We start from the raw sequence: 24,545 nt of genomic DNA on the forward strand, positions 1-24,545 counted from the left end.
CACCGGACGGCGGTGCGAAGGCGGCCCTACGGCAAGGAGTGAGCGATGGCAGTGCAGAGCGGCCTCGGCGAACCCCGCGGCCCGTGGTTCGTCTCGCCGGACCTCGACCGGTACGGTCCGGACCCGGTCGAGGGGCACGGCATGCCGGTGGCCACCCGGGCGACCCGCTGGCGTCGGGCGCTGGTCTTCGCCCTGGCGGTGGTGGCCCTGTCCACCGTGTCCGGAGCGCTGGCCGGCGGCTACGTGGCCAGCCAGGGCGGCAAGCCCGGCGCCCCGGCCGCCTCGGCGGCCGCGCCCATCCCGCCGGACCTGGTCACCGCCGCCGGGAAGGTCGTGCCCGGGGTGGTGTCCGTGCTTGTCGACGCGGGCAACGGCAGCACCGCGACGGGCTCCGGCTTCGCCGTGGACAACCTCCAGCACATCATCACGAACGACCACATCGTCGCCCGCGGCAACGGTTCGGCGGTGGTGGTGGAGACCCCGGACGGGCGGCGGATGCCGGCCGTCGTGGTCGGGCACGACCCGAACAGCGACATCGCGGTGCTCAAGGTGCCGCCGGAGGCGCATCTCAACCCGCTGGCCCTGGCCAAGCCGGGCGCGACCCGGGTCGGTGAGCCGGTCCTGGCGGTCGGCTCGCCGCTCGGCCTGGCCGGCACGGTGACCGCCGGCATCGTCAGCGCGCTGGACCGGCCGGTGCGGCTGGGCACCAGCCGGCACACCGCCGTGCAGACCGACGCGTCGATCAACCCGGGCAACTCCGGCGGTCCGCTGGTCAACGCCCGCGGCGAGGTGGTGGGGGTGAACACCGCGATCGCCACCCTGGACGGCAGCGGGTCGATCGGGATCGGCTTCGCCATCCCGATCGACCAGGCCCAGCAGGTCGCCGACGGCATCATCGGCAAGGGCGGCTGACCGGTACGGGCGGCTGATGGGCTTGGGCGGCTGATGGGCTAGGGCGGCCGACCGGCGTGGGCGGCCGACCGGGACGGGCTCAGTGCTCGTCGGGCCGGCGCAGCCGCTTGATCTCGCCGCGCCGCTTCTTGTCGGCGATCCGGCGTTCCTTGGCGCCCCGGGACGGGCGGGTCGGCCGGCGCGGCGGCGGGGGCGGCGCGATGGCGTCGGCGAGCAGCGCGGCCAGCCGCGCCTCGGCCGCCTCCCGGTTGCGCAACTGCGCCCGGTGCTCCGAGGCCACGATGGTGAGCGTGCCTCCCACCAGCCGGTTTCCCAGCCGCTGGCGAGCCCGCTCCTTGAGCTGGTCCGGCAGCGCGATCGAGGAATCCAGGTGCCAGGAAAGCTCGACCCGCGAGTCGGCGGTGTTGACGCCCTGGCCGCCCGGCCCGCCGGACCGGGAAAATCGCCAGCTCAGCTCGCCGGCCGGGATCGACACCCGGTCGGTCACGCGCAGTTCACCGGCCACGCTCCCCAGGCTAGTGGCCGCCGCCGATCCGCACACCTGAGATTCTTGATCAACGCCGCGCACCGCGGCCGGGCCTTGGGGCCGGGCCTTGGGGTCGGGCCGACCGCGTGCCAGGGTGGGTCAGCGACTGGGGGTGTGGATGGACCGGCAACTGATCGCACTGGCGGCGGCGCACGGGGTGGCCACGGCGTACACGGACTGGCGGGGTCGCCGGGTGCGGGTACGCCCGGAGATCGTGATCGAGGTGCTCCGGCTGCTCGGGGTGGAGGCCGGGGATCCCGCGGCGGCCCGGGAGGCGCTGGCGGCGGCCCGCGCGGCGGCCGACGGGGCCGCGCTGCCCGGCACCGTGATCCTGGTGGCCGGCCGGACCCGGCCGCTGCCCGCGGCCGGCGTCGTCACGCTGGAGGACGGCGGGCGCCGGGACGTCGGGCGGGAACTGCCCGCCGACCTGCCGCTCGGCTGGCACCGGCTCGCCTGCGCGGGTCGGGACCTACCGCTGGTGGTGGTGCCCCGGCGGCTGCCCGCGCCGCCCGCGAGCTGGGGTTGGATGCTGCAGCTCTACGCGCTGCACTCGGCGCGCTCGTGGGGCATGGGTGACCTGGGCGACCTGGCCGAGTTCACCCGCTGGGCGGGCGCCGGGACCGGTGCCGGGCTGGTGCTGCTCAACCCGCTGCACGCGGTGGCGCCCAGCCATCCCGTACCGGCCTCGCCGTACTCGCCGTCCAGCCGGCGGTTCGCCAACCCGCTGTACCTGCGGGTGGCCGACACCGCGGCGTACCGGGCTGCGGATCCCGAGCTGCGGGCCCGGGTCGACGCCCTGCGTCCGCCGGCGCCGGCCGCGGCCGGCGAGGCAGGCGGTGCCGGCCCCGGGGAAGCCGGCGCTGTCGGATCCGGCGGCGCCGACGCGAGCGCGGACCTGATCGACTACGACGCGGTCTGGCGGGCCAAGCGGGCGGCGCTGGAACTGCTGTTCCCGCTGGCCGACCCGGTGGATCTGGACGCCGATCCGGAACTGGCCGCGTTCGCGACGTACTGTGCGCTGGCCGAGCGGCACGGCAGCGACTGGCGGACCTGGCCGGAGCCGTTGCGCCGGCCGGACGGGCCGGCGGTGGCCGAGGCCCGCGGGCGGCTGGCGGAGCGGATCGCCTTCCACGCCTGGATCCAGACGCTCTGCCGGGAGCAGTTGGCCGCGGCCGGGCACGCGGCCCGGGAGACCGGCATGCCGGTCGGGATCGTGCACGACCTGGCCGTCGGGGTCGACCCCGGCGGCGCGGACGGCTGGCTGCTGGCCGACGTGCTGGCCGCGGGGGTGCACATCGGCGCCCCGCCGGACGACTTCAACCAGCTCGGCCAGGACTGGGGGCTGGCGGCCTGGCGCCCCGACCGGCTCGCCGCCACCGGCTACGCCGCCTACCGCGACCTGCTGCGCCGGGTGCTGAGCGACGCGGGCGGGTTGCGCGTCGACCACGTCGCCGGGCTGTGGCGGCTGTGGTGGATCCCGCCGGGCGCCGGGCCGGGCGAGGGCACCTACGTCCGGTACGACCCCGAGGCGATGCTCGGGATCCTCGCCCTGGAGGCGTACCGGGCCGGCGCCGTCGTGGTCGGCGAGGATCTGGGTACGGTCCAGCCGGCCGTCACCCGGGGGCTGCGCGGGCGCAACATGCTGGGCTCGACCGTGTTGTGGTTCGCCCGCGACGCCGAGGTGGCGGGCGCGCCGTTCCTGCCGCCGGAGCGCTGGCCGCGTACCGCGCTCGGCACCATCTCCACACACGACCTGCCGACCGCCGCCGGGTTCCTGGCCGGTGAGCACGTCCGGGTCCGGGCCGAGCTGCACCAGCTCGCGGGCAGCGTCGCGGACGAGTGGGAGCGGGCGCGGGAGGACCGGCGCAGGCTCGTGGCGATGCTGCGGGACGCAGGGCTGCTGCCGCCGGGCGAACCGTCCGATGACGACGTGGTCGTCGCCATGCACGCCGCGCTGGCGGCCAGCCCGACCCGGCTGCTGGCGGTCTCGCTCTACGACGTGCTCGGCGAGGTGCGGCAGCCGAACCTGCCGGGCACGGTGGACGAGTATCCGAACTGGCGGATGCCGCTGCCGGCCACCCTGGAGCGGATCCGCGTCGATCCCCGGCCGCGCCGGATCGCCGAGCTGTTCACCCGCGGCCGTTCCCGACGGTAGGCCGGCGCCGGGAACGCGGCCGCGGCGTGCGGGGCCGGGGCCGGGGTGGGTCGGCGTCGGGGCGCGGGTACGCGGCCCGTCGCTACACCAGCGACAGCAGCCGGGCGCGCAGGATCGCGGCGCGCTCGGCGAACCCGCGCTGCGCGGTCGCGTACTCGGCGCGGCCGGCGGGGGTCTCCACCCGCACCGGCGGACAACCGAGCGCGGCCAGGTCGTACGGGCTGGCCCGCATGTCCAGGGTGCGGATCTCCCGGGCCAGCTCGAAGCAGTCCGCCACCACCTCGGCCGGCACCAGCGGGGACAGCTTGTGGGCCCACTTGTAGAGGTCCATGTTCGCGTGCAGGCAGCCGGGCTGTTCCAGGTCGGGCTGGCGCTCCCGGGTCGGCGTGAGCAGGTTGAGCGGCCGGGCCGGTGCGGTGAAGAAGCGGTACGCGTCGAAGTGGCTGCACCGGATCCGGTTCTCCTGCACCGTCCGGGCGATGTCGTCCGGGCACAGCCGCAGCGGCCAGGCGTTGTGCCGCACGTCGTCCGGGTGCTGCCGGTAGACCATCGCCCACTCGTGCATCCCGAAGCAGCCGAACTGCCCGGGGCGTTCGGCGGTGCGGGCCAGCAGGTTGCGGATCCAGTCGATCGATTCGGCGCGCCGGGCGCGCACCGCCGCGGTGTCCAGGGTCGCCCCCGCGGGCTCGGCGCGGTAGTCCCGGCCGAGGTCGGCGGGGTCCGCGCCGGCGAGCAGCACCCCGGCCCCGGGGTGCCAGCGCCGCAGCTGGGCCGGCCGGTACGAGTAGTAGCTGAAGAGGAAGTCCTCGACCGGGTGCTTGCGGCCGGCGCGGCGGCGGGCCAGGTGCGGCGCCAGCCAGGCGTCCACCCGGTCCTCGTGCGCCCGCCGCCGGGCGCGCCATGCGGCACCGTCCAGCACGGTCTGCGGGACGGCGGCGGGAACGACGGCGGTGCCCATCAGCCCAGGGTACGACCGCCGGTGCGCCGGCCGGCCCGCCGGGCGCTCCGGCTCGGCCCGGGCCGACCTCGGGCCGGGCGCTCCGACCTCAGGCCGACCTCAGGTCAGGTCTACCCGGGCGCCCGCCGAGAAGACCGAGCTGCGCAGCTCCACGGCGGTGGGTCGGGTCGTACCGGTGGTCGGGAAGACCAGCGGCACCAGCAGGCGTTCGCCCGGCGGGATCGGGTCGGCGAACTGGTCGGTGTTGCGGTTGGCGGCCCGGGTGGCGGCCTCGTCGGCGCTCACCCAGTTGCCGTCCGGCAGGTACAGCCGCTGCATCGAGGCGTACCAGCGCTGGCTCCGGTCGGAGGCGTTGTTGAGCCCACGGTGACCGTGCAGCCCTGGGCGGCGGGGCAGGAGACCTGGTAGACGGTGAACTCGAAGGCGGACTCGCGCAGCGTGGTGCCCACCGTGCCCTGCGCGGCCGGGCCGCTCCAGGCGCCGCTGGAGGGCTGCCGCGCCCCCTGGATCGCGCTCACCCGGGCCGTGGTGATCCACAGCGCCGCGCCGCCGACCAGGCCGAGCACCGCCAGCAGCACGGCCATGCTGGCCCACAGCGGTGGGCGGCGGCGTGCCGGGCGTACCAGGGTGGGGGTGGCCGCCCGTGGGGGCCGCGGGTAGACGTTGGGCTCGCTGAGCGCCGTCAGCTCGCGGTCGGCCTGCCGCCTGGTCTCCGCGCGCCGGCGGCGGACCCGGACCAGCAGCGCCACCGCGCCGGCCAGCAGCACCGCGGCGCCGATCAGACCGAGCACGCCCGGGCGGCGCCACAGCGGCGTCGAGGACGTGCCCAGGATGCCGCCGGAGGCTCGCCAGGTGGCCGTCGCGCAGTCGTCCGGCACCGCGTTCCCGGCGGTGAACGCGCAGGCCGGCGCCGTCAGGTCGGCGGTGCCGGCGGGTCTGGTGAGGGTGGCGCTGACCGTCTCGGTGCCGCCGGCCGGTACCCGTACCTGCCAGCTCAGGTCGGTGCCGCCGGCGGGCCGGCTGGCGGCGTCCGCGTGGCCGCCGTGGCTGATCGCGACCGGGTTCAGGCCGGCCGGCAGCTCCTGCCGGATGGTGGTGTTCACCGAGGCCGCCGTGTCGTTGCGGATCTGGATCTCGTACGACGGTGCCACGGTGCCGACCGGCACCACGGCCAGCGCGATGGCCGGCGGTGCGGCCGCGGCCGGTGCCGCCGGTGGGATGAGCGCGGATGTCATGATCGCGGTGAGGCTGGCCAGCAGCGTGCGGCCGATTTTCGAAATGTGCATCGTGGTTCCTCCCGCGCCCGACGCTAGGCGGGCGGTCCGGCGGGCCGAGCGGGAAGCGCGGAACCGGCGCGCCGGCCGGGTTCGCTGGCTTACCCTGCCCGCGGTCCCGGAGTTCTGGTGGGTTTTCGGCCCTTTTCCTGCCACCTGCGCCGGGTCCCGGCCGGCCGCGCCGCGGCCTGCTGGTGGTTCCCCGCTGGCACGCCCTAGATTGGCCGGGTGCGTATCGCTCGTTTCGCCCATCCCAACGGAATGTCCTTCGGCGCGGTCGAGGGGGAGCCGGCCGCCGGTCCCGAGGCGCTGACCATCGCCGAGATCGACGGCCACCCGTTCGGCCGGATCGGCTTCAGCGGCCAGCGCTGGGCCCTGGCCGACGTGCGGCTGCTCTCGCCGATCCTGCCCAGCAAGGTGGTCTGCGTCGGCCGCAACTACGCCGAGCACGCCGCCGAGCACGGTTCGGAGGTGCCCAAGGAGCCGCTGCTGTTCCTGAAGCCGTCGACGTCGGTCATCGGTCCCCGGGACGCCATCCGGCTGCCGGCGCAGTCCAAGCAGGTCGAGCACGAGGCGGAACTCGCGGTCGTGATCGGACCGCCGGGGGCGCGGCGCGCGGACCGGGCCGCCGCGCAGCGGGCGATCTTCGGCTACACCTGCGCGAACGATGTGACGGCGCGGGATCTGCAACGCTCGGACGGGCAGTGGACCCGGGCCAAGGGCTTCGACTCGTTCTGCCCGCTCGGGCCGTGGATCAGCACCGGCCTGGACGTGTCGGACCTGGAGGTCCGCTGCGAGGTGGGTACGTCGCCGGACGGGATGGAGGTACGGCAGTTGGGGCGTACCCGGGACATGGTCTTCGACGTGCCCGGCCTGGTGTCGTACATCTCGCACGTGATGACGCTGCTGCCCGGCGACGTGGTGTTGACCGGTACGCCGGCCGGGGTCAGCCCGCTGGCCGAGGGCGAGACCGTCACCGTGCGCATCTCGGGTATCGGCGAGTTGTCCAATCCGGTCGTGGCGCTGGACTGAGCGCGCGTCGCGCGGCGCCGTCCGTACCGGAAGAAAGCCCAGCCAGCGGGCGGTTTTTGGGGGTCGATTTGGCCCGGCACGCCGCTGGCGGTAGAGTTCAACTTCGGCGCCGCAAGCGCCGATGGGGTATGGGGTAATTGGCAGCCCGACTGATTCTGGTTCAGTTAGTCTAGGTTCGAGTCCTGGTACCCCAGCAACTGATGCCCGTGAGGGTGTCGGTAGCTGGTCTCTGATAGAGTTCAGCGGCGTTGATCGAGAGATCAACGAAGGAAGTTCCTGGCCCCGTCGTCTAGTGGCCCAGGACGCCGCCCTCTCAAGGCGGTAGCGCCGGTTCGAATCCGGTCGGGGCTACAGGGTAGCGGCCCGCGTCACCATGGTGATGCGGGCCGTTTCATTGTGCCTGGTGGTGGGCGCCGTTGTCCGCCGAATCGACTCCTGATCTCCACGCGCGTTCGCCGGGCCGCGGTCACAGTCCGCTGAGGCGTTGCCCGGCGCGGACCACCGCCATCGCGTGCCGGTCGCCCGGCCGGCGGCCCAGCCGCTCGATCGGTCCGGAGATGCTGATCGAGGCGATCACCCGGCCGGTGCGGTCCCGGATCGGGGCCGAGACGCTGGCCACCCCGGCCTCCCGCTCGGCGATGCTCTGCGCCCAGCCGCGGCGGCGCACCTCGGCCAGCGTGCGGCCGGTGAACTTGCAGCGCGGCAGCAGCGGCATCACCGCCTCCGGCGGTTCCCAGGCCAGCAGCACCTGGGCGCCGGAGCCGGCGGTCATCGGCAGCACCGAGCCGATCGGCACGGTGTCCCGCAGGCCGCTGGCCCGTTCGGCGGCGGCCACGCAGATCCGCTCGTCGGCGCGGCGCAGGTAGAGCTGGGCGCTCTCGCCGGTCGCGTCCCGCAGTGCGGTCAGCAGCGGCTCGGCCGCGGTGAGCAGCACGTCGGGCGCCGCGTTGGCGAACTCGCCCAGCCGCGGGCCCGGACGCCACCGGCCCTGCGCGTCGCGGACGAGCATCCGGTGGATCTCCAGCGCCTGTGCCAGCCGGTGCGCGGTGGCCCGGGGCAGCTTGGTGCGCTCGACGAGTTCGGCCAGGCTCGCCCCGTCCACGCAGGCGGCAAGGATGACAACCGCCTTGTCGAGGACGCCGACGCCGCTCATACTGTGTCCCACAAGCCGAAATTTACCTCCCAAACTTTAGGATGTCCAGATGGTGGGAGCCACACCTACGCCGGCGCCGCGGACGCTGGCCGAAAAGGTCTGGGACGCTCATGTCGTACGCGCGGCGCAGGGCGAGCCGGAACTGCTCTATATCGACCTGCATCTGGTGCACGAGGTCACCAGCCCGCAGGCGTTCGACGGGCTGCGCACCAGCGGGCGGCGGGTGCGCAGGCCCGATCTCACGGTGGCCACGGAGGACCACAACACCCCGACCGGGTACGCCGACCCCGGCGCCTCGGCCCGCCGGGGCGACCTGCTGACCGTCTCCGACCTGACCTCGCGGACCCAGCTGGAGACGCTGCGGCGCAACTGCGCGGAGTTCGGCGTCCGGCTGCACGCCCTCGGCGACGAACAGCAGGGGATCGTCCACGTCATCGGCCCGCAGCTCGGGCTCACCCAGCCGGGCATGACCATCGTGTGCGGTGATTCACACACCGCCACGCACGGCGCGTTCGGCGCGTTGGCGTTCGGCATCGGCACCAGCGAGGTCGAGCACGTACTGGCCACCCAGACGCTGCCGCAGCAGCGGCCGAAGACGATGGCGGTCACGGTCACCGGCGAGCTGGCCCCCGGGGTCACCGCCAAGGACCTCGTGCTGGCCCTCATCGCCCAGGTCGGCACCGGCGGCGGTCGCGGGTACGTGGTGGAGTACCGCGGCGAGGCGATCCGCCGGCTCTCCATGGAGGGCCGGATGACGGTGGCCAACATGTCCATCGAGTGGGGCGCCAAGGCCGGGATGATCGCGCCGGACGAGACCACCTTCGCGTACCTGCGCGGGCGTCCGCACGCGCCCACCGGCGCGGCCTGGGACGAGGCCGTCGCGTACTGGCGGAGCCTGACCAGCGATCCGGACGCCCGGTACGACGCCGAGGTGCACCTGGACGCCAGCCAGATCAGCCCGTTCGTGACCTGGGGCACCAACCCGGGCCAGGGCATCGGGCTGCACGGGTCGGTGCCCGACCCGGCCGGCATGGACAGCCCGGAGGACCGGGCGGCGGCCCAGCGGGCGCTGGAGTACATGGACCTGCGCCCCGGTACGCCGCTGCGCTCGGTGCCGGTGGACGTCGTCTTCGTCGGCTCGTGCACCAACGGCCGGCTGGAGGACCTGCGGGCCGCTGCCGACGTGCTGCGCGGGCACCGGGTCGCCAACGGGGTCCGGATGCTCGTCGTGCCGGGTTCCGCGTCGGTCCGCGAGGCGGCCGAGGCCGAGGGGCTGGACAAGGTCTTCCTGGACGCCGGCGCCGAGTGGCGGTTCGCGGGCTGTTCCATGTGCCTGGGCATGAACCCGGACACGCTGCGGCCCGGTGAACGCTCCGCGTCGACCTCCAACCGCAACTTCGAGGGCCGGCAGGGCCGGGGCGGCCGTACCCACCTGGTGTCCCCGCCGGTCGCCGCGGCGACCGCGGTGCTGGGCCGGCTGGCCGCGCCGACGGACCTGTAGACGTCGAGGGGACTGAGATGGACAAGTTCAGCGTGCACACCGGAACGGCACTGCCGCTCCGGCGTTCCAATGTGGATACCGATCAGATCGTGCCGGCCGTGTACCTCAAGCGGGTCACCCGGACCGGGTTCGAGGACGCCCTGTTCGCCGCCTGGCGGCAGGATCCCGGGTTCGTGCTCAACGACCCGGCCCGGGCCGGCGCCTCGATCCTCATCGCCGGCCCCGAGTTCGGCACCGGCTCGTCCCGGGAGCACGCCGTGTGGGCGTTGCGGGACTGGGGCTTCCGGGCCGTTCTGGCGCCGCGCTTCGGCGACATCTTCCGGGGCAACGCGCTCAAGGAAGGGCTGCTGCCGGTCGAGCTGGAATTGGCCGCCATCGAGCAATTGTGGGACCTCACGGAAAGCGATCCATCGGCGACTGTGACGGTAGATCTGATCTTGCGTGAGGTGCGCGCAGGCGCGGATCGATGGGCATTTCCGCTCGACGAGTTCAGTCGGTGGCGCTTGCTCGAAGGGCTCGACGACATTGGACTCACCCTTCGCCATGAATCGTTGATCACCGATTTCGAGCAGACCCGACCGGGATTCCTCCCCGCCGTGGTGTAGCGGCTCAGGGGGTCGCGGGCGGTGTTTCCGGCGCCGCCCGCGACCGCCGATTCGCCTGCCCAGCCACGCCTTCCAGCCTCATGTCCCGGCCCACGCGGCGAGAATTCGTTGCGACACAAGGGCTTTTTTGGAGCAGATGTTTGTTTCCGCGGGTCACAGGGCATACGGTGCGCGCAGAATGGCTCGCGTTGAGTCCAGTTGCACATCAGGAGGAAGTCGTGAACAAGGCCGAGCTCATCGAGGCGCTCGCGGACCGTCTCGGAGACCGGAAGACCGCGACGGCGGCGCTCGACGCGGTCCTTGCGGAGATCCAGGCGTCGGTCGCCAAGGGCGACAAGGTGGCGATCACCGGCTTCGGAAGCTTTGAGAAGCGGGAACGCGGCGCGCGAACAGCCCGCAATCCGCGTACCGGGGAACCGGTCAAGGTCAAGAAGACATCGGTTCCGGCGTTCAAGCCGGGCACCGGGTTCAAGGAGATGGTGGCCAGCGGCCGGGTGCCGAAGGCCACGGGGGCCAAGAAGACCGCCGGAGGAACCCGGACGGCGACCAAGGCTCCGGCGAGGTCCGCCGCCAGCAAGGCGACGAAGGCGTCGGGCGGCACCAGGACGGCCGCGGCGAAGAAGACCGCGGCGAAGAAGACGACGACGGCCACCAAGTCGACGGCCGCCAAGTCGACGGCCGCCAGGTCGGCGGCCAAGAAGGCGCCGGCGAAGACCACCAAGGCCACCAAGGCCACGGCCAAGAAGACCACGGCCAAGGCCACCAAGACGACCGCCAAGAAGGCACCGGCCAAGAAGACGGCCCGGCGCTGAGGCGGCGCCGAACCAGGCGTGGCGTGGGGGCGGTCACCCGAGCGGGTGGCCGTCCCCACGCCGTACCGGGGTCAGCCGGTCCGCACCGACCAGCCGGTCGCCCGCGAAGGCCAGCAACCAGCCGGTGCCCTTGGCCGTTTCATGCGGGGAGTCCCGCCGGGGCCGGGGGCCGACCCGGCCGTTGCGCTCGGGTCCGTCCCGCCCCGGCCCCGTGCCGGCGGTCGCGACGAGCAGGTCGAGCGCCCGCGGCAACACCTTGCCCTGGCTGCACACCGCCACCGGCCGGCCCTCGGCGGCCAACTCGACCAGCCGGCCCGCGGTGGCCAGCGCCCGCTCCTGCGCGTCCTGGCCGGGCCGCGGCTCGCCCAGGTCCGAGTCCACCTCGATCGGCAGGTCCAGCAGGCCGGCGAGCGGATCGAGGGTCTGCACGCAGCGCCGTGCGGGGGCGGACAGCAGGCGTACCGGTCCGGCCAGCGCCAGCAGCGGCGCCACCGCCGCGGCCTGCCGCCACCCGCCGGGATCCACCGGACGCGCGTCGTCCGGACCCGTCCAGGTCCCCCGCCGGTACGCGCTGGCGTGCCGTACCGCGGTCAGCTCGCAGGAGACCGCCGGCAGCGCCGCGAAGGCCCGCAGCACGTCCCGGTCGTGCCGGTAGCTGAGCAGCCTGGCTGCCTGCGCCACCGGCAGCCAGCGCAGGTCGTCCACCTCCGCGTGCGGCCGGAACCGGGCGCCGCCGGCCGCCCGCATCGACCAGTAGTCGACCACCTTCGGCCGCCCGTCCCGCCGGTACCGCACCCCCGGCAGCCGCAGCTGCGGCACGGCCCGCAGGCCGGTCTCCTCGGCCACCTCGCGCACGGCCGCGACCAGCGGGTGCTCACCGGGTTCGAGCTTGCCCTTGGGCAGCGACCAGTCGTCGTACCGGGGCCGGTGCACCAGGCACACCTCGGTCCGCCCGGCGGTCCGCCGGTGCACGACGCCGCCCGCGGCGCGGATGGTGGTCACGGCAGCCAACCCGTCCGGCCGGGGCGGGTGGCCCGGTGCCACGCCGCCGGGAAGGCGTCCCGGGCCGCGCGGACGGCGGCCCGTTCCCGCTCGAAGAGCCGACCCGCGGTGACCGCGGCCGCGTGGTCGGTGCGGATCTCGCCGGCCAGGTCCAGCCAGGTCTGCCCGGCGACGACCGCGTCCTGATGCTCGCCCAGCAGCGTCTGCACCCGGGCCAGCGCCTTGGCCAGCCGGCGCGGGCCGCCACCGAGCACCGGGGCCACCGCGTCGAGGGCGTACCGGGCCCGCTTGGCGTTGATCCGCACGGCGTGCCACCGGCGGTCCGGGTCCAGCGGTCGCAGTTCACCGGCGCCCGGCCGGTCCCCGTCGCCGGACACCAGCCGCCGCCACGGCTTGCCGACCAGCCGGGGGAGGACCTCGCCGGCCCGGTCCGCGGCGGCCGGCGTGAGCCGGGGTTCCCGGGCCGCCGCCACGAGCGCCCGCAGCAGGGCGACGTGGCGGGGCGACGCGAGGGCCTCGGCGACCCCGGCCAGCGCCCGTTCCTGCCGCCGCGCCAGCAGCGCGTCCAGCCGGTCCACGGCCGCGGTGTCCAGCCCGCTGCCCGGGTCGGCGGCTGCGGTACGGCGCAGCCGGTCCCGCAGCACCTCGGCGTCCCGGGCCGGCCCCAGCACCCCGGCCAACCACCGCAGCTCGGCCCGCAGCGGCTCGCCGAACCCCGGAGCCAGCAGCGGTGCGAACGTCCGCAGGTCGCTGCGCAACCGGCGGCACCCCACCCGTAGCTGGTGCACCGGGGTGTCGCCGCCGGGCAGCGGCTCGCCGAGGCGTACCAGCGGGTCGTGGTGCAGCACCCGCGCCACCTCGCGGCGGATCGCGGCCGTCACCACGTCCCCGGCGGTGGGCCGGGCCGGCAGGTCGCCGGGCGGCACCAGGTCGGGCGGTCCGGCCGCGCCCGGTCCCAGCGCGCGGACGTGTTTGGGCACGAAGCCACCGTCCCGCGCGCCGGCGGCGTGCAGCGCCGGTTCCAGCCGGTCCAGCAGGTCCCGCCCGCCGCCGGTGCGTTCGACCTCCAGTTCCCGGAACGTCGCGGTGACCCGCCCGCCGGCCAGCACCTCGACCGCGTCGTCGGCGATCTCGGCGAGCGACCGGTCCGCGGCGTCCCGCACCTCGTACGCCCGCCGCACCGTCCGGACCAGCACCGCCGGGGCCAGTTCGGCGCCCAGGGCGTACGCGGTCACCAGCGCCACCAGATCGTCCGGTGCGGCGTCCGGCGCGGCGTCCGGGCGTCCCGGGCGGGACACCTCGATCCGTATCCCGGTGGTGCCGGTGGGCAGCTTCACCGTCCACGGCAGCTCATCGCCGTCGCGGTGCCGCAGCGAGACACCGGCGCGGGCCAGCCGCAGGTCCGGGGTGTCGAGGTAGGTGGCCGTGAGCGTTGCCGGCCGGCGCGGCACCAGCCGGGTGCCCGCGGGCAGCACCGTGTCCAGCCCCGGCAGCACGAAGCCGGGGCCGACCTCGTACTTGCGTTCCTCCTCCAGCATCGACGGCTCCGTCCCGGTCTCAGCCGGCCGCCGGCGCGGTGCTGCTGCCCTCGACCCGGCGCAGCAGCGCCTCCTGCAAATGCACCAGTGGCCGGTCCGGGCCGCTGGTGCGGCGGTGCCAACTCCCGTCGCCGGCCAGCTCGAACGTCTCGACGTCCTCGCCCATGGCGGTGGTCAGCACGTGGTCCAGCTCGGCCCGGGCCACCGGGTCGGTGACCTGCACCAGCGCCTCGACCCGGCGGTCCAGGTTGCGGTGCATCAGGTCCGCCGAGCCGATCCAGAACTCGGCCGCGCCGCCGTTGCCGAACCGGAAGACCCGGGAGTGTTCCAGGAACCGGCCGAGGATCGAGCGCACCCTGATGTGCTCGGACAGCCCCGGCACCCCCGGCCGCAGCGTGCACATGCCGCGGATCAGCAGGTCGACCTGCACACCGGCCCGGGACGCCCGGTAGAGCGCATCGGTGATCTCCTCGTCCACCAGCGCGTTCACCTTGATCTGCACGAGCCCGCGGCTGCCCAGCCGGGTGTGCTCGATCTCCCGCTCGATCCGTTCGATGAGGCCGGCCCGGATGCCGTGCGGTGCCACCAGCAGCCGCCGGTAGCCGGTCTGCCGGCTGTACCCGGTGAGCACGTTGAACAGGTCGGTGAGGTCGGCGCCGACGGCCGGATCGGCGGTGAGCATGCCGAAATCCTCGTACAGCCGGGCGGTCTTGCTGTGGTAGTTGCCCGTGCCGATGTGGCAGTAGCGCCGGATCTGGTTGCCCTCCTGCCGGACCACCAGCGCCGTCTTGCAGTGCGTCTTCAGCCCGACCAGGCCGTAGACCACGTGGCAGCCGGCCCGTTCCAGCACCCGGGCCCAGCCGATGTTGGCCTGCTCGTCGAAGCGGGCCTTGATCTCGACCAGGACCACCACCTGCTTGCCGGCGCCGGCCGCCTCGATCAGCGCGTCCACGATCGGGGAGTCGCCGCTGGTGCGGTAGAGGGTCTGCTTGATGGCCAGCACGTTCGGGTCGGCGGCCGCCTGCTCGATGAACCGCTGCACGCTCGTGGAGAACGAGTGGTACGGATGGTGCACCAGCACGTCACCGTCGCGCAGGGTGGCGAAGACGCTGCGCGGCACCTCGCCCTCGACCAGCCGCGGGTGGGTGGCCGGCACGAACGGGCGGTCCTTCAGGTCGGGCCGGTCGCACGCCTCGTAGACCTGCCAGAGCGAGGCCAGGTCCAGCAGGCCGGGTACCCGCAACACGTCGTGGCTGTCCATGTCCAGCTCGCGGACGAGCAGTTCGAGCACGTGGTCGGTGATCGAGGCGTCGACCTCGAGGCGTACCGGCGGGCCGAACCGCCGGCGGGCCAGTTCCCGCTCCAGGGCCTGCAACAGGTCCTCGTCGCGGTCCTCGTCCACCTCGACCTCGGCGTTGCGGGTCACCCGGAACAGGTGACACTCGTCCACCACCATCCCGCTGAACAACTGGCCGAGGTGGGTGGAGATGAGATCCTCCACCGGCAGGAACCGCACGCCCGGCGCCTCCGGTTCCACCCGGACGAACCGCGGGACGTTGTTCGGCACCTTCACCCGGGCGAAGAACCGCGGGCCGCCGTCCGGGTCGCGTACCGCGACGGCCAGGTTGAGCGACCGGCCGGAGATGTACGGGAAGGGGTGCGCCGGGTCGACCGCGAGCGGGGTGAGCACCGGGAAGATGTGCTCCCGGAAGTAGACGCGCAGCCGCTCCCGCTCGGAGTCCGGCAGGTCACCCCAGCGCAGCAGATGGATGTCCTCGGCCGCCAGCTTCGGCTGTACGTCGTGCACGAAGCAGCGGGCGTGCCGGGCCACCAGGTGCGCGGTCTTCTCGCCGATCAGTTCGAGCTGGGTGCGCAGCGGCATCTGGTCGCCGCCGCGGACCGGCAGCCCGGCCTGCAACCGCCGCTTGAGCCCGGCGACCCGCACCATGTAGAACTCGTCCAGGTTGCTGGCGAAGATGGCGAGGAACTTCGCCCGCTCCAGCAGCGGGGTGCCCGGATCCTCGGCCAGCGCCAGCACCCGGGCGTTGAAGTCGAGCCAGGAGAGTTCCCGGTTGAGAAAGCGGTCCTCCGGCAGCGGCGCGGGAGGCGGCGGCAGGTCGTCCGCGGGCATCGGGATCTCGCCGGTCGGTGCGGTCGCGCCGGCCGGGCCGCCCGCGCCCGCCGGCTGCGCCTCGGTCGGGTCGGGCTCGGTCGGGTCCGGCGTGCCGGTCGGGTCCGGCCCGGTCGGGTCGTTGGCGACGGGCAGGCTGCGGAACCGGCCGTCCGGCCCACGCCAGCGGGAGCCGGCCGCCGGCTGACCGTTCGCGGGAGGCGTTCCCGAACTGCCGTTGTCGGACGTCACCGGACCATCATCACCCGATGGGGGTTAACGAAACATGAACTCAACCGGGGTTGATCATTGCATGGTGGGTATCGCCACCCGGCTGACCTGGCCGTCCGTCGTCCGCTCGACGTGCACCCGCTGGCCGAGCCGCAGCAGCCGCAGGCCCGAGGCGTCGAACGCGGCGGGCGGGAAGTCCAGCCGGGTGCCGTCGTCGAGCAGCAGCGTTCCCGACCGGCTGGACGGGTCGAAGCTGGCCACCGTGCCCTGCATGCGACAAACCCTACCGGGCGGGTCAGCCGTCCAGCGCCGTGGCGTACAACCGGCCGACGAGAGCCGCCGTCTGCCGACCCAGGCCGAGCACCGCGGCGGCGGCGAGGTCCGCGGCGGTGTCCACGTCCCGGCGCAGGCTGGGCCAGGTACCGCGCAGCGGCGCCGCCCCGGACGATGCGTGTGTCTCGGCGGACTCGGCCCCGAAGCGGGGATCCAGCGGTACGCCCGCGGACGCGGTGAGCAGCACCGTGCCGGTGCCGGGTGTGTCGGTGACGAAGCGCCGGCCGGGCGGCTCCGCGGCGGCGGCCCGCAGCGCGGCGGCCAGTTCGACCGGCCGCAGCGCCGGCAGGTCGGCGGCCAGCGCGGCCACCGGCTGCCCGTCGGCCAGCTCCGCGCCGAGCGACAGGGCGCGGTTGAGCCCGCCCTCACCGCCCTCGGGCACCAGGCGTACCGGCAGCGGCTCGAACGCTCCGGCCACCCGGTCGTCGTCGGTGACCACCAGCACGTGCGCGACATCGGTGCAGGCCACCGTTGCGGTGACGGTGTCCTGGGCGAGGGCCAGCGCCAGTTGCTCGTGCGCGACCCCGTCGAGCGCACCGCGCAGCCGGCTCTTGGCCGCGTCGAGGCGCTTGACCGCCAGCACCGCCGTCCAGATCGGCTCACTCACACGGCAATCCTGCCAGCCCGCCCGACGGGTGTCCGCGCGGCGTCCGTGTGCGCGACGGTACGCGGAGGCCTGCACTCATCTGGTTCTTTTATCCGTCTTGTTCCATGGGTGGGAAAGGTCGTTGCCGATATGGTGGCCCGGCCGGCCGGCCGGGGCGGCCCCTCGCTGGCCGACGCCGGGGCCGAGCAGGCATGATTTCCGCTGCGGGTGCCGCCGACGGCGCCGGTGCAGGGGCACGACGAGGAGGCATGGTGGCGCGGCGCAGGCTGGGGTTCTGGCGACGACTCGTGGTCCTGATGGTCAAGCCGATGCTGGTGGTGTGGACCCGGCGGGAGTGGTCCGGCCAGCAGCACCTGCCGGCGACCGGCGGGGTGATCATCGTGCCGAACCACATCTCGCACGCCGACCCGCTGATCTCGGCGCACTACGTCTACGACAGCGGGCGCTGGCCGCAGTACCTGGCCAAGGCGAGCGTCTTCAAGCTGCCCGTGGTCGGCTGGCTGCTGCGCAAGGTGCGGCAGATCCCGGTCGAGCGGGGCTCGGTGGACGCGGCCCGGTCGCTCGACCAGGCGGTCGCGGCGGTCCGGGCCGGTGACGCGGTGGTGATCTATCCGGAGGGCACCACCACCCGGGAGCCGGACCTGTGGCCGATGCGCGGCAAGACCGGCGCGGCCCGGCTCGCGCTGGCCACCGGCGCGCCGGTCGTGCCGATGGCCATGTGGGGGCCGGAACGGATCTTCGATCCCCGGACGAAGAAGCTCGACCTGCGGCCGGGACTGCCCATGCGGGTGACCGCCGGCCCACCGGTCGACCTCGGCAGGTGGGCCGGCGCGAGCCCGAGCCGGGCCACCCTGGACCAGATGACCGACGAGATCATGCTGCGGGTCCGGGACCTGGTGGCGCAGTTGCGTGTCGAGGAGCCGCCGCCGCTGTGGTCCCGGGGCGCCGGTGGCACAGCGGCCCAGCGCCCCAAGGGCGGTGCCGCGTGAGCGGGCGCAGCGGGTGGCTGCGCGGGCGCAGTGGGGAGCGGGCATGAGCCGCCACGCCGCCGTCCTGGGCGCCGGGTCCTGGGGTACGGCGTTCGCGAAGGTGCTCGCCGACGCCGGCCGGGACGTGCGGATCCTGGCCCGCCGCGAGCAGGTGGCCGCCGCCATCCGGTCCACCCGGATGAACCCCGAGTACCTGCCGGGCCGGCGCCTGCCGGAGCGGGTGACCGCGACCACGGATCCCGCCGTGGCCATTCCGGGCGCCGATCTGGTCGCGCTGGTCGTGCCGTCCCAGACCATGCGCGGCAACCTCGCCGAGTGGGCCGGGTATCTGGACCCGGACGCCACGCTTGTGTCCCTGATGAAGGGGATCGAGCTGGGCACCACCCGGCGGATGAGCGAGGTGATCGTGGAGACCGCCGGGGTGGCCGTCGACCGGGTCGCGGTGGTCTCCGGACCGAACATCGCGCCGGAGATCGCCGACGAGCAGCCGGCGGCGACGGTGGTGGCCTGCTCGGACATCGACCGGGCCACCTTCGTGCAGCGGGCCATCGCCACGCCCTACTTCCGGCCGTACACCAACGACGACGTCATCGGCGCGGAACTGGGCGGGGCGGTCAAGAACGTGATCGCGCTGGCGTACGGGATGGCCACCACGATGGGGCTGGGGCACAACACCAGGGCTATGCTGATCACCCGGGGGCTCGCCGAGACCGCGCGGCTGGGGGTGGCGCTGGGCGCCGACCCGCTGACCTTCGCCGGCCTGGCCGGGATGGGGGACCTCGTCGCGAGCTGCTCCTCCCCGCTGGCCCGGAACCGGACGTTCGGGGAGCACCTGGGCCGGGGGAGACCCTGGAGCAGGCGCAGACGGCCACCCGACAGACCGCGGAGGGTGTGAAGAGTTGCCTGTCCATTCGGGACCTGGCCCGCAGCCACGGGGTCGAGATGCCGATCACCGAGCAGGTCGAGATGGTCTGTCACGAGGGCGTCTACCCGCGGGTGGCGATGGCCGCGCTGATGGCCCGCTCGCCGAAGCCGGAATGACCGGGCCCGGCGGATCCGTGCCGCCCGGTGACGGCACCCGGTGCGTGCACGCCGGGCTGCCCGAGCCGGGGCCGGGCCAACCGTTCCTGCCCGGACCGGTCTTCGCGGCGCCGTACCACCTCGACCCGGTGGCCGGCCCGGCCGCGGCGCCGGACCAGTACGGCCGGCCGGACAATCCCACCCGCCGCCGGCTGGAGCAGGCCATCGGCGAGCTGGAGGGCGGCACCTGCCTGGCGTTCGCCAGCGGCCAGGCCGCGATCACCGGGATGTTGCTGTCGCTGCTGCGCCCCGGCGACCGGGTGCTGCTGCCCGCGGACGGCTACTTCGCGGTACGCGCGTTCGCCGCCGACACCCTGCGGGAACTCGGGGTGGACGTCGGGCTGGTACCGACCGCCGGGCCGTACCCGGATCTCGCGGGCGTCCGGCTGGTCCTGCTGGAGACCCCGGCGAACCCCGGCCTGGACGTGTGCGACGTGCCGGAGCTGGCCGCCAGGGCCAGGGCCGCCGGCGCGCTGCTCGCGGTCGACAACACCGCCGCCACGCCGCTGGGCCAGCGGCCCCTGGATTTGGGCGCCGACCTGGTGGTGGCCTCCGGCACAAAGGCGCTGACCGGCCACTCGGACCTGCTGCTGGGTTACCTGGCGAGCCGGGACGAGGCCCTGATCGGGCGGCTGCGCGGCTGGCGGACGGTGACCGGCGCCGTACCAGGCGCCTTCGACGCGTGGCTGGCACATCGCTCGCTGGGCACCCTGGACCTGCGGCTGGCCCGGCAGTCGGCCAACGCGGCCGCTGTGGCCACCATGCTGGCAACCCGGCCGGACGTGGCCGGGTTGCGCTGGCCGGGTCTGCCGGACGACCCGGCGTACCCGGTGGCGAGCGCCCAGTTGCGGCGGATGCCCGGCCTGCTCTGCTTCGACCTCGGCACGGCGGAGCGGGTGGCGGCGTTCCTGCAGGCTTCCCGCCTGGTGTTCGCGGCGACCTCGTTCGGCGGTCTGCACAGCACGGCGGACCGGCGGGCGCAGTGGGGGGACGACACCTCGCCCGGATTCGTGCGGTTCTCCTGCGGCGTCGAGGACACCGCGGACCTGCTCGCGGACGTCAGCGCCGCGCTGGACGCCGTCGCGCCGCCGGACGACGGACCGTGACGGGCCTTCGACCGTGACGGACCCGGACCGGGCCGACCTGGTCGGCCGGCTCCGGTCGGCCGGCTGCGTCTTCGCCGAGGACGAGGCGGAGCTGGTGGAGGCCGCCGACGGCCAGGTCGACGAGTTGCGCCGGGCGCTGCTGCGGTCCAGGCTGGTGCCGGACGTCCGGCACGACGCGCAGCTGGGCGCGACCGTGCTGACCGGCCGGCGCGGCTGACCGTTGTGCAGCGCAAAGCGATGACAGCGGGCTCCTCCCGCCGATCTGGCCACTAGCATTCGGCTCACGACGGTGGGTCCGGCAGCGGTGGGAGGGTGGAGCGATGAGCAACGTCCAGCTACCGGTGGTCGTCGGCCTCGACAACGGGGGTACCAGCAACAACGCCACCGTGCTCGACTCGGCCGGGCGGTTTCTGACCGACCGGATGGTCGAGACGCCGAGCCGCGTGCACGACGGCCCGGTGGCGGCCGTGACGGCGCTGGCCGAGGCCATGGACGCGGCGCTGGCCAGCGTGGCGCTGAGCCGCGACGCGGTGCTCGGGGTGGGGCTGGACTCGCCCGGTCCGGCCAGCGCGGACGGCGTCATCTCCTCGAAGGGCTCCACCAACTTCTCCGAACCGGAGTGGCGGGGATTCGACTTCCGGGGCGCGTTGCAGGACCGGCTGGGACTGCCTGTCGTGTACCACAACGACGGGAACGCCGCGTCGCTCTACGCGCACCACACCCTGTTCGGGGCGCAGGCCGGCGAACGGTCCTCGGTCGCGGTCGTGGTGGGCACCGGGCTGGGCGGCGGGCTGGTGGAGAACGGGCGGGTGATCTCCGGGGCGGTCGGCATGGCCGGCGAACTCGGCCACGTCCACCTGCCGATGACCGACCTGCTCGAAACCGACCAGCCCATCCCGGTCTGTGCCTGCGGCTTCGTCGGTGACGTGGAGAGCATCGCCTCGCTGACCGGCATCGTCCGCAACCTGCTGCCGTACTGGCTGAGCCGCTATCCCGACCACCCGCTGGCCGCCCTCGGCCCGACGGTGGAGGCGGCCAAGCAGGTCCGCGGGTACGGCGTGGCCGGCGACGAGATGGCGCTGCGCATCTTCGGCCAGCAGGCGGCGGCGCTCGGCCGGCTGTTCACGCTGGCCGCCAACTTCACCGACCCGCACGCGTACTTCCTGGGCGGCGGGGTGGTGGAGGCCACCCCGGAGTTCGGCGACTGGTTCCTCGACGAGGTGCGCCGGCACACGCGACTGCGTACCGAGCAGGCCGCGGTGGCCCGGTTCGCCCTGGTGCCCGACCTGGACGCGGCCGGCGCCCGCGGCGTGGCCATCGCCGCCATGACGGACCTGGGCGGCGCCGCGGCCACCCCGCGGGGCTGAGCCCGGACCCGTGACCGACCACCCGGCGCCGCGATCGACACGGCGCCGGTACCGGTGACCGGCTCCGCGCCGGGGAAGCGGCGCGGAGCCGGGGCGGAGTCACCAGGGCGGGGCGACTCCACCGGGCAGGGCGTCCACCGGCGTTGGCGCCTGCCCTGCCGGACGCCGGCTTCGGGTTGACCGGCGTCCGAGGTGTGCCGGCTTCGGGTTGACCGGCGTGCGGGCTTGCTAGCGGTTCGCCGGCGCGGTCGTCGGCCCGGTCGGCGGCGCGGCGGCGAACGCCGACCAGGCGCCGGGCGGGAACCGCAGCACGGGTCCGGCGACGTCCTTGGAGTCGCGCACGCCGACCCGGTCGGGCGCGAGCGAGACCTCGACGCAGGCCCCGTTGTCACCGCTGCGGCTGCTCTTGCGCCAGCCGGACCGGTCCGGGCGGGAGGTGGTCATTGACACGTCAGCGTCCTTTCCCCAGGCGGGCGATCAGGTCCCGGCTCGCGTCCGGGCTCAGTGCGACGGCCCGCAGGTTTTCCATGACTTTGGTGCAGGTGCGCAGGTCCGCCGGACGGTCCAGAGTGAGTTGTCCGGCGACCGTCTCCACCGAGGCGAGGATGGGGTCCGTCGGATCGGCGAATTCGAGGATGTGCAGCGAGCCGCCGGTGCCCCGGTGGTAGCCGGCGGCAAGCGGCACCACCTGCAGGGTGACGTTCGGCAGTTCGGCGATCTTGAGAAGCTGGTTGAGCTGCGCGGCGAGCACGTCCGGGCCGCCCACCGGCCGCAGCAGGGCGGCCTCGTCGAAGATGGCGTCCAGCAGCGGCGGTTCGGCCTCGGTCAACCGCTGCTGGCGGCTGAGTCGGGCCTGTACCCGTTGCTCGACCGCGCCGTCGGAGAGAGTGTTGGGTGCCCCGCGCATGACCGCCCTGATGTAGTCGGCGGTCTGCAACAGTCCCGGTACGACGCAGGGTTCGAAGTTGGCGATGGCCGTCGCCTCGGATTCCAGGGCGATGAAGTCGAGCGTCCGCCGGTCCAGTACGTCCGAGTAGGACTGCCACCAGCCCGGTATGCGGATCTCCCGGGCCAGCAGGACCGCGGCGGCCGTCTCCTGTTCGCCGGCACCGTAGAGCGAGAGCAGGGCGCGTACGGTGGCGGGGCTGACCAGTGTCTGCGCGTTCTCGTACCGGGACAGGGTGCTGCGGGTGCTGTTGATCTCGTCTGCCGCTTCTTCGAGGGTGAGCCCGGCCGCCTCGCGCAACGAGCGGAGGGCGAAGCCGAGCCGGCGGGCGCGGGCTGTCTTCGGTGCCATGGGCCGATCCTGGCATAGATGTACGGGAATGCACGCATGAGAGAATCGCCGTGAGATTTGCATTCACGTTTTCCCATGCATCAGTGTTTTAGGCGCATCCTCATCGCCAGTGGTCGTGTGGACGGTGGTGTTGAGTGATAGGGGGAAACGAGGTGCACGGTGGCCGGGCCTCCCCGTACCCGGTCGCCGTGTGCCGTTCGCCGCGCACCCGAAGGATCGACGATGACCTCGACCAGCGCCCGATCCAGAATCCTGCACCGGCCGGACTCCGCCGGGCCGGCCGTTGCCGGCGCCGCGGTCGGCGCAGGTGCACCGTGGTGACCCGGTTTCTCGTGGTGCTCACCGACGTCCGGCCGATCCGGGAGGACGGCCGGGACGAGCGGGCCGCGCCGGAACGCCGCCGGCAGGTGGTGGGCGCCACCGACCGCGAGGCCGCCGAACGGATCGCCGGCGCGTTCATGGCGCTGGGCATGGTCCGGGCCGGCCGGCAACGGGTGAAGGTGCTCGCGGTGGGCCGCCGCAAACAATCCGGACATCCGGTCTGAGTCGCGGCGGTCCCGGTACGGCGGGTTTGCCGGCCCTCCCGTTGGTTAAACGCCCCTGCGGCACGTCGTCCGGGTGGGTTGGCCCGTCGGGGGGCCGGGCTCAGCCGGTCTACCGGTCCGATTCCCCGGTCGTGCCCGCGGAGTAGGGTCACCCGAAACGCACCGGCCCAGCAGGCGTACGGGCGTCCGGCCCGTCCGGCCGCGGCCGCGCGAACGAAAGGTGAGCTGAGTGAGCAGCCCAGGCAAGACCCGTGTCGCCGTCGTCTTCGGGGGCCGCAGCCCGGAACACGGCATCTCAGCGGTGAGCGCGGGCAGCGTGATCGCCGCCCTCGACCCCGACGAGTACGAGGTGGTGCCGGTCGGTATCACCCGTGCCGGCAAGTGGGTGTTGACCAGCGCAGACCCGAGGGAGTTGGCGATCGCCGAGCGCCGGCTGCCGGAGATCACCCCGGCCACCGGCTCGGCCATGGTGCTGCCGGCCGACCCGACCGGGAACGGCATCATGGTGCTCGACCCCACCGCCGGTCCGTCGGCGCTGGCCAGCGTCGACGTCGTGTTCCCGGTGCTGCACGGCGCGTACGGCGAGGACGGCACCATCCAGGGCATGCTGGAGATGGCCGGCATCCCGTACGTCGGGTCCAACGTCTTCGCCTCGGCGGCGGCGATGGACAAGGAGTTCACCAAGAAGCTCTGCGCCGCCGAGGGCATCCCGTCCGGCCCGTACGCCGTGCTGCGTGCGGGCATGACCCTTTCGGACGCCGACCGGGACCGGCTCGGGCTGCCGGTGTTCGTCAAGCCCGCGCGCGCCGGGTCCTCCTTCGGGATCACCCGGGTGACCGACTGGGCCGACCTGGACAACGCCGTGGCGGCGGCCCGGGAGATCGACCCGAAGGTCCTGATCGAGGGCGCGATCCCGGGGCGCGAGATCGAGTGCGGGGTGCTGGAGGGGGAGACCGGCGGGGCGCCCGAGGCGTCCCTGCTGGCCGAGGTGCGGGTGGTCAGCGACCACGACTTCTACGACTTCGAGGCCAAGTACCTCGACGACGCGTGCGAGTACGACATCCCGGCGAACCTGCCCGACCGGGTCACCGCGCAGATCCGCGACTACGCCTGCCGGGCGTTCACCGCGCTGGACTGCGCGGGGCTGGCCCGGGTCGACTTCTTCCTCACGCCCCAACTGGACGTGTACCTCAACGAGATCAACACGATGCCGGGCTTCACGTCCACCTCGATGTTCCCCCGGATGTGGGCGGCGGCCGGCCTGGAGTATCCGAAGCTGGTCAACAGGCTGATCCGCACGGCGCAGTACCGCGGGACCGGCCTGCACTGATCCGCTCGGCACCGGCCCGCTCGGCACCGGCCCGCTCGGCACCGGCCCGCCCGGATCCGGCCCGGAACGGGGCTCGGCCCGC

The 24,545-nt window shown here is 74.1% G+C and carries 24 protein-coding genes, 2 tRNA genes and 1 pseudogene; 15 read left to right on the top strand and 12 right to left on the bottom strand.

Annotated features, from left to right (window positions below; translation table 11 throughout):
- Positions 1 to 45: 45 nt before the first annotated feature.
- A complete protein-coding gene (locus CIK06_RS06840) occupies positions 46 to 912 on the top strand; it encodes a S1C family serine protease (protein ID WP_095564107.1) in 867 nt (288 codons plus the stop codon).
- A gap of 79 nt (positions 913 to 991) precedes the next feature.
- Here CIK06_RS06840 and arfB read toward each other — a convergent pair whose 3' ends face one another.
- Positions 992 to 1,417, bottom strand: coding sequence for an alternative ribosome rescue aminoacyl-tRNA hydrolase ArfB (arfB, locus tag CIK06_RS06845; RefSeq protein ID WP_095564108.1), 426 nt, complete (start codon positions 1,415 to 1,417; stop codon positions 992 to 994).
- Positions 1,418 to 1,556: 139 nt separating this feature from the next.
- Between arfB and CIK06_RS06850 the strand changes: the two genes are divergently transcribed.
- A complete protein-coding gene (locus CIK06_RS06850) occupies positions 1,557 to 3,593 on the top strand; it encodes a 4-alpha-glucanotransferase (RefSeq protein WP_095567629.1) in 2,037 nt (678 codons plus the stop codon).
- 82 nt (positions 3,594 to 3,675) lie between these two features.
- Here CIK06_RS06850 and CIK06_RS06855 read toward each other — a convergent pair whose 3' ends face one another.
- The 3 genes from CIK06_RS06855 to CIK06_RS06865 all read right to left on the bottom strand — a co-directional run bounded on the left by CIK06_RS06855 (position 3,676) and on the right by CIK06_RS06865 (position 5,837).
- Entirely contained in the window at positions 3,676 to 4,551 is an 876-nt protein-coding gene (locus CIK06_RS06855; protein ID WP_095564109.1) for a 3-methyladenine DNA glycosylase, read from the bottom strand.
- 99 nt (positions 4,552 to 4,650) lie between these two features.
- Positions 4,651 to 4,869, bottom strand: a complete 219-nt coding sequence (locus tag CIK06_RS06860; RefSeq protein ID WP_095564110.1) for a hypothetical protein — start codon at positions 4,867 to 4,869, stop codon at positions 4,651 to 4,653.
- Entirely contained in the window at positions 4,833 to 5,837 is a 1,005-nt protein-coding gene (locus CIK06_RS06865) for a hypothetical protein (protein ID WP_095564111.1), read from the bottom strand. The genes CIK06_RS06860 and CIK06_RS06865 overlap by 37 nt, the downstream gene beginning before the upstream one ends.
- A gap of 216 nt (positions 5,838 to 6,053) precedes the next feature.
- Between CIK06_RS06865 and CIK06_RS06870 the strand changes: the two genes are divergently transcribed.
- The 3 genes from CIK06_RS06870 (at position 6,054) to CIK06_RS06880 (ending at position 7,208) form a co-directional block, all read left to right on the top strand.
- A complete protein-coding gene (locus tag CIK06_RS06870) occupies positions 6,054 to 6,857 on the top strand; it encodes a fumarylacetoacetate hydrolase family protein (RefSeq protein WP_095564112.1) in 804 nt (267 codons plus the stop codon).
- A 122-nt stretch (positions 6,858 to 6,979) separates the two neighbouring features.
- Positions 6,980 to 7,051 (top strand) — tRNA-Gln (locus tag CIK06_RS06875).
- 84 nt (positions 7,052 to 7,135) lie between these two features.
- Positions 7,136 to 7,208: transfer RNA gene (locus CIK06_RS06880), tRNA-Glu, on the top strand.
- A gap of 115 nt (positions 7,209 to 7,323) precedes the next feature.
- On the opposite strand, the gene CIK06_RS06885 is transcribed toward CIK06_RS06880, so the two are convergent.
- Positions 7,324 to 8,010 carry an IclR family transcriptional regulator gene (locus tag CIK06_RS06885; protein WP_095564113.1) on the bottom strand — a complete coding sequence of 229 codons (687 nt, stop codon included), beginning with the start codon at positions 8,008 to 8,010 and terminating at the stop codon, positions 7,324 to 7,326.
- Between the two features lie 49 nt (positions 8,011 to 8,059).
- Between CIK06_RS06885 and leuC the strand changes: the two genes are divergently transcribed.
- The 3 genes from leuC (at position 8,060) to CIK06_RS06900 (ending at position 10,928) form a co-directional block, all read left to right on the top strand.
- Positions 8,060 to 9,511 (top strand): 3-isopropylmalate dehydratase large subunit, encoded by a 1,452-nt coding sequence (gene leuC / locus CIK06_RS06890; RefSeq protein WP_095564114.1) that lies wholly within the window; start codon positions 8,060 to 8,062, stop codon positions 9,509 to 9,511.
- A gap of 17 nt (positions 9,512 to 9,528) precedes the next feature.
- A complete protein-coding gene (gene leuD / locus CIK06_RS06895) occupies positions 9,529 to 10,116 on the top strand; it encodes a 3-isopropylmalate dehydratase small subunit (RefSeq protein ID WP_095564115.1) in 588 nt (195 codons plus the stop codon).
- Between the two features lie 218 nt (positions 10,117 to 10,334).
- Positions 10,335 to 10,928, top strand: a complete 594-nt coding sequence (locus CIK06_RS06900; protein ID WP_198348281.1) for an HU family DNA-binding protein — start codon at positions 10,335 to 10,337, stop codon at positions 10,926 to 10,928.
- A gap of 33 nt (positions 10,929 to 10,961) precedes the next feature.
- Here the strand turns inward: CIK06_RS06900 and CIK06_RS06905 are convergent, their stop codons facing one another.
- Genes CIK06_RS06905 through cofC form a run of 5 tightly spaced genes read right to left on the bottom strand, consistent with a single transcriptional unit; the run spans position 10,962 to position 16,749 of the window.
- A complete protein-coding gene (locus tag CIK06_RS06905) occupies positions 10,962 to 11,939 on the bottom strand; it encodes an NUDIX hydrolase (protein WP_095567630.1) in 978 nt (325 codons plus the stop codon).
- Positions 11,927 to 13,468: a CYTH and CHAD domain-containing protein gene (locus tag CIK06_RS06910; protein ID WP_095564117.1), complete on the bottom strand. Its 1,542-nt coding sequence runs from the start codon at positions 13,466 to 13,468 to the stop codon at positions 11,927 to 11,929. The genes CIK06_RS06905 and CIK06_RS06910 overlap by 13 nt, the downstream gene beginning before the upstream one ends.
- Positions 13,469 to 13,487: 19 nt before the next feature.
- Positions 13,488 to 15,830, bottom strand: a complete 2,343-nt coding sequence (locus CIK06_RS06915; protein WP_095564118.1) for an RNA degradosome polyphosphate kinase — start codon at positions 15,828 to 15,830, stop codon at positions 13,488 to 13,490.
- Between the two features lie 54 nt (positions 15,831 to 15,884).
- Positions 15,885 to 16,082 carry a cold-shock protein gene (locus tag CIK06_RS30685; RefSeq protein ID WP_232534062.1) on the bottom strand — a complete coding sequence of 66 codons (198 nt, stop codon included), beginning with the start codon at positions 16,080 to 16,082 and terminating at the stop codon, positions 15,885 to 15,887.
- 22 nt (positions 16,083 to 16,104) lie between these two features.
- Positions 16,105 to 16,749, bottom strand: a complete 645-nt coding sequence (cofC, locus tag CIK06_RS06920; RefSeq protein WP_232534063.1) for a 2-phospho-L-lactate guanylyltransferase — start codon at positions 16,747 to 16,749, stop codon at positions 16,105 to 16,107.
- A 251-nt stretch (positions 16,750 to 17,000) separates the two neighbouring features.
- Here cofC and CIK06_RS06925 point away from each other — a divergent pair, with 251 nt between their 5' ends.
- The 5 genes and pseudogenes from CIK06_RS06925 to CIK06_RS06945 all read left to right on the top strand — a co-directional run bounded on the left by CIK06_RS06925 (position 17,001) and on the right by CIK06_RS06945 (position 21,291).
- Complete coding sequence (locus tag CIK06_RS06925) at positions 17,001 to 17,738, top strand: 1-acyl-sn-glycerol-3-phosphate acyltransferase (protein WP_095567632.1); 738 nt, start codon at positions 17,001 to 17,003, stop codon at positions 17,736 to 17,738.
- A gap of 43 nt (positions 17,739 to 17,781) precedes the next feature.
- Positions 17,782 to 18,779 (top strand): annotated as a pseudogene (locus tag CIK06_RS06930) (NAD(P)H-dependent glycerol-3-phosphate dehydrogenase).
- Positions 18,776 to 19,924, top strand: a complete 1,149-nt coding sequence (locus CIK06_RS06935; protein ID WP_095564119.1) for a cystathionine gamma-lyase — start codon at positions 18,776 to 18,778, stop codon at positions 19,922 to 19,924. Before CIK06_RS06930 ends, CIK06_RS06935 begins: the two are co-directional and overlap by 4 nt.
- Positions 19,925 to 19,937: 13 nt before the next feature.
- Positions 19,938 to 20,141: a hypothetical protein gene (locus CIK06_RS29840; protein WP_095564120.1), complete on the top strand. Its 204-nt coding sequence runs from the start codon at positions 19,938 to 19,940 to the stop codon at positions 20,139 to 20,141.
- A 103-nt stretch (positions 20,142 to 20,244) separates the two neighbouring features.
- Positions 20,245 to 21,291 carry an ROK family protein gene (locus CIK06_RS06945; RefSeq protein WP_095564121.1) on the top strand — a complete coding sequence of 349 codons (1,047 nt, stop codon included), beginning with the start codon at positions 20,245 to 20,247 and terminating at the stop codon, positions 21,289 to 21,291.
- A 228-nt stretch (positions 21,292 to 21,519) separates the two neighbouring features.
- Here the strand turns inward: CIK06_RS06945 and CIK06_RS06950 are convergent, their stop codons facing one another.
- Positions 21,520 to 21,735, bottom strand: a complete 216-nt coding sequence (locus tag CIK06_RS06950; protein ID WP_095564122.1) for a DUF397 domain-containing protein — start codon at positions 21,733 to 21,735, stop codon at positions 21,520 to 21,522.
- A gap of 7 nt (positions 21,736 to 21,742) precedes the next feature.
- Positions 21,743 to 22,588: a helix-turn-helix transcriptional regulator gene (locus tag CIK06_RS06955; protein ID WP_095564123.1), complete on the bottom strand. Its 846-nt coding sequence runs from the start codon at positions 22,586 to 22,588 to the stop codon at positions 21,743 to 21,745.
- A 314-nt stretch (positions 22,589 to 22,902) separates the two neighbouring features.
- On the opposite strand from CIK06_RS06955, the gene CIK06_RS06960 reads away from it, so the two are divergent.
- Both CIK06_RS06960 and CIK06_RS06965 read left to right on the top strand, forming a co-directional pair.
- Positions 22,903 to 23,133, top strand: a complete 231-nt coding sequence (locus CIK06_RS06960; protein WP_095564124.1) for a hypothetical protein — start codon at positions 22,903 to 22,905, stop codon at positions 23,131 to 23,133.
- 229 nt (positions 23,134 to 23,362) lie between these two features.
- Positions 23,363 to 24,463 carry a D-alanine--D-alanine ligase family protein gene (locus CIK06_RS06965; protein WP_095564125.1) on the top strand — a complete coding sequence of 367 codons (1,101 nt, stop codon included), beginning with the start codon at positions 23,363 to 23,365 and terminating at the stop codon, positions 24,461 to 24,463.
- Positions 24,464 to 24,545: the final 82 nt, after the last annotated feature.

This window comes from Plantactinospora sp. KBS50 (genome assembly GCF_002285795.1).
GTDB lineage: Bacteria > Actinomycetota > Actinomycetes > Mycobacteriales > Micromonosporaceae > KBS50.